A 2,694-nucleotide genomic window follows, 5' to 3' on the forward strand; every position below is an offset into this window, starting at 1 on the left:
CGCCTTCTCGCCGTGGCTCTACAAACAGCGAAACCTCGTCGAACGATTCTTCAACCGCATCAAGCAGTTCCGTGGCATCGCCACCCGCTATGACAAAGACCCTGCCAACTTCCTCGCAGCCATCAAGCTCATCTGCGTGCGCATCTGGTGCAGTGCGTAATGAGTCTACGCGCTAGAAAACTAGGGGCTACTCATTCATCTTGGGACGATGTCACGCGCTTTCATCTCCTCGATGACCTCGCGTTCATAATCGGAAAGATTTTCGGGGTCGGCATCGTTCCAGATCGCGATCAAGCTCGCATCGTCTAGGTCGCAGACATCCGGCATAGCGTCTCTCCTGGCGAAGCGATGCCATCATCGATCGCCTCCTTCGCATCACGAAATCGTTAACGCTCTTCAGGAGTTCCGGGGCGAAGAAATCGGGAAACATTTTGTCATCATCGGAGAGTTGTTCATCCGCCCCGGGACGCATGGTCACGCACTAAACTTCCGCCTGGCGGCCTAGTTTGGTGTCAAACCTGGCGAAGGGTCCGCCTCGACATGAGGTGTAACGAAGCAATGATTACACAATGACCTCAACATTCCCTCAATCCGATAGACGAACATGAGCAATAGTTCATCGAACGCACACTGGTAATCCGATCCTCCTTCTGCCATCCAGCAAAATAACTGGTCGCTACAAAGAAGGGATAAAAATGTCCGCTGAAGAAACGCTCATCACGCTCACCGCCGATATTGTCGCTGCCCATGTCAGCAACAACAGCGTTGGGATCAATGATCTTCCTAGCCTGATCGCCAATGTGCATGGCGCTCTCGCCAGCCTGAGCGAACCTGCGGTTGCTGAAGAAGTGAAGCCCGAGCCTGCGGTTTCTGTGCGCGCGTCGATCAAGCCGGACTATATTGTCTGCCTGGAAGACGGGAAGAAGCTCAAGATGCTCAAGCGTCACCTGATGACCCATTATCAGATGACCCCCGCGGACTATCGCGCCAAGTGGGGCTTGCCTGCGGATTATCCGATGGTCGCACCTAACTATGCTGCGCAGCGCAAGGAACTGGCCCACAAGATCGGCCTCGGCCGCAAGCCGCGCGCGGAAGCCGCTGCCACTGCCAAGCCGGCTCGCACCCCACGCAAGACAAAGGTCGCCGAACCGGCCTGAGCATAGCTATGCGGGGAACGGCAGAGCCGATCCCCGCATTACCCTGTTATCACGCGACCAGCGCCTCCTGCGGCACCGCGACCATGCCCAGGACATGATCAGCCCACGCCTGCAGCATCCGCCGACGCGGCGTAAGGTAGAGGGCGCTGTTATAGGCGCCACGCACATCATCGCGATCAGCATGGGCCAGCGCCATCTCGATCCAATCTGGCCGATAGCATTCCGCTTCATTGGCCCAGGTCGAGGCAAGGCCTCGGAGCCCATGTACCGTTTGACGGCCGCGATAGCCCATGCGGTAGCAGCCATAGATCATCGTGTTCTGCGATATCGGTAGCGCAGGCTTGTCGCCGGCAAAGACATAAGGCCCCCGGCTGTAAACGCGCACGCTCTCCAGCAACCCAACCACCTGCCGCGAAAGCGGCACGATATGCTCACGCCCCATCTTCATTCGCTCGGCCGGCACCCGCCAGATGGGATCAGGGCCATCCAGCCCCTCAAACTCCTCCCATGTCGCATAGCGGGTTTCATTGGTCCGCGCCCAGGTCAGCAGCGTGAACAAGAGCGCGTCGCGCGTGACCGCACGTGGCCGGGGATTCTCATCGCCGTCATAGGCGTCGATCGCCCGAACAAGGGCAGGCAACTCCCCTGCCCCAACCCGGGCCATATGCCGGACCCGAGGCTTGGGCCGCAGCAAGGTAGCAAGCCCGGCAGCAGGATCATGGGTGGCCCAGCCCTGCGGGATGGCAAAGAGATAGACCTGGCTCACATGCTGACGTAGCCGGCGGCTGACATCGAGCGCGCCGCGCGCCTCAACCGCCCGCAGCATCGTCAGCACGTCGCCCGCAGTGATGTCCTTGAGATCGCGCTGCCCGAGCGACGGGAACACGTCGCGCTCCAGACGCGACAATATGCGTGCCGCATGCCCCGGCTCCAGCCCGCTCGCCCGATTGCCATGCCAGGCCCGCGCAGCGGCCTCAAAGCGCGTCACAGGCGATGCCGCCCTGGGACCAGGATCCTCGCCCCGCGCAAGGGCCAGCTTGGCCTCAGCGCGGCGCAGCCGCGCCTCAGCCAGGGTAACCTCCGGGTAGCGCCCAAACGAGAGCAGCTTCTCCTTGCCGTCGAGCCGATATTTCATGCGCCAGAGGCGCGATCCGGTCGGACGGACAAGCAGATAGAGGCCGCCGCCATCACCGAGCTTGTAATCCTTCGATCGCCGGCTGGCGTAGCGAACCTCGAGTTCCTTGAGCAGCATAGGGGGTATCTCCTGCTGGGCACAGGCATTACCCTCCAAAACACCCCCAAAAGCAAATCGACGTCCTGGCATCAGGCGCGATCCGATGGGCGGCGCTGCCCCCCCAGGAAACGGCGCAAATCCGCCAAAAAAGGCGTAGAAAAACCGCCGCGGAATGATCCGAGGCGGCGTGCGTGTGTGTGTTGTGATTTGGTTGCGGGAGTAGGATTTGAACCTACGACCTTCAGGTTATGAGCCTGACGAGCTACCGGGCTGCTCCATCCCGCGACACTGGGCGTTTTGGGT

The 2,694-nt window shown here is 60.6% G+C and carries 4 protein-coding genes and 1 tRNA gene; 2 read left to right on the top strand and 3 right to left on the bottom strand.

Translation table 11 applies throughout. The features are described 5' to 3' along the window. Nucleotides 1-160: transposase (locus CG471_RS29505; protein WP_143560160.1), on the top strand; the 160-nt coding region annotated here is incomplete at its 5' end. A gap of 35 nt (nucleotides 161-195) precedes the next feature. Here CG471_RS29505 and CG471_RS31605 read toward each other — a convergent pair. Next, on the bottom strand, nucleotides 196-327 hold the full coding sequence (locus CG471_RS31605) for a hypothetical protein (protein WP_257211738.1): 132 nt from the start codon (nucleotides 325-327) through the stop codon (nucleotides 196-198). A 368-nt stretch (nucleotides 328-695) separates the two neighbouring features. On the opposite strand from CG471_RS31605, the gene CG471_RS29510 reads away from it, so the two are divergent. Next, nucleotides 696-1,157, top strand: a complete 462-nt coding sequence (locus CG471_RS29510) for a MucR family transcriptional regulator (RefSeq protein ID WP_099234627.1) — start codon at nucleotides 696-698, stop codon at nucleotides 1,155-1,157. A gap of 49 nt (nucleotides 1,158-1,206) precedes the next feature. Here the strand turns inward: CG471_RS29510 and CG471_RS29515 are convergent, their stop codons facing one another. Next, nucleotides 1,207-2,409 (bottom strand): integrase arm-type DNA-binding domain-containing protein, encoded by a 1,203-nt coding sequence (locus tag CG471_RS29515; protein WP_099234628.1) that lies wholly within the window; start codon nucleotides 2,407-2,409, stop codon nucleotides 1,207-1,209. Nucleotides 2,410-2,599: 190 nt separating this feature from the next. After that, nucleotides 2,600-2,676: transfer RNA gene (locus tag CG471_RS29520), tRNA-Met, on the bottom strand. Between the last annotated feature and the right edge of the window lie 18 nt (nucleotides 2,677-2,694).

Origin of the sequence: Sphingobium sp. IP1 (assembly GCF_002708645.1) — a bacterium.
Classification (GTDB): domain Bacteria; phylum Pseudomonadota; class Alphaproteobacteria; order Sphingomonadales; family Sphingomonadaceae; genus Sphingobium; species Sphingobium yanoikuyae.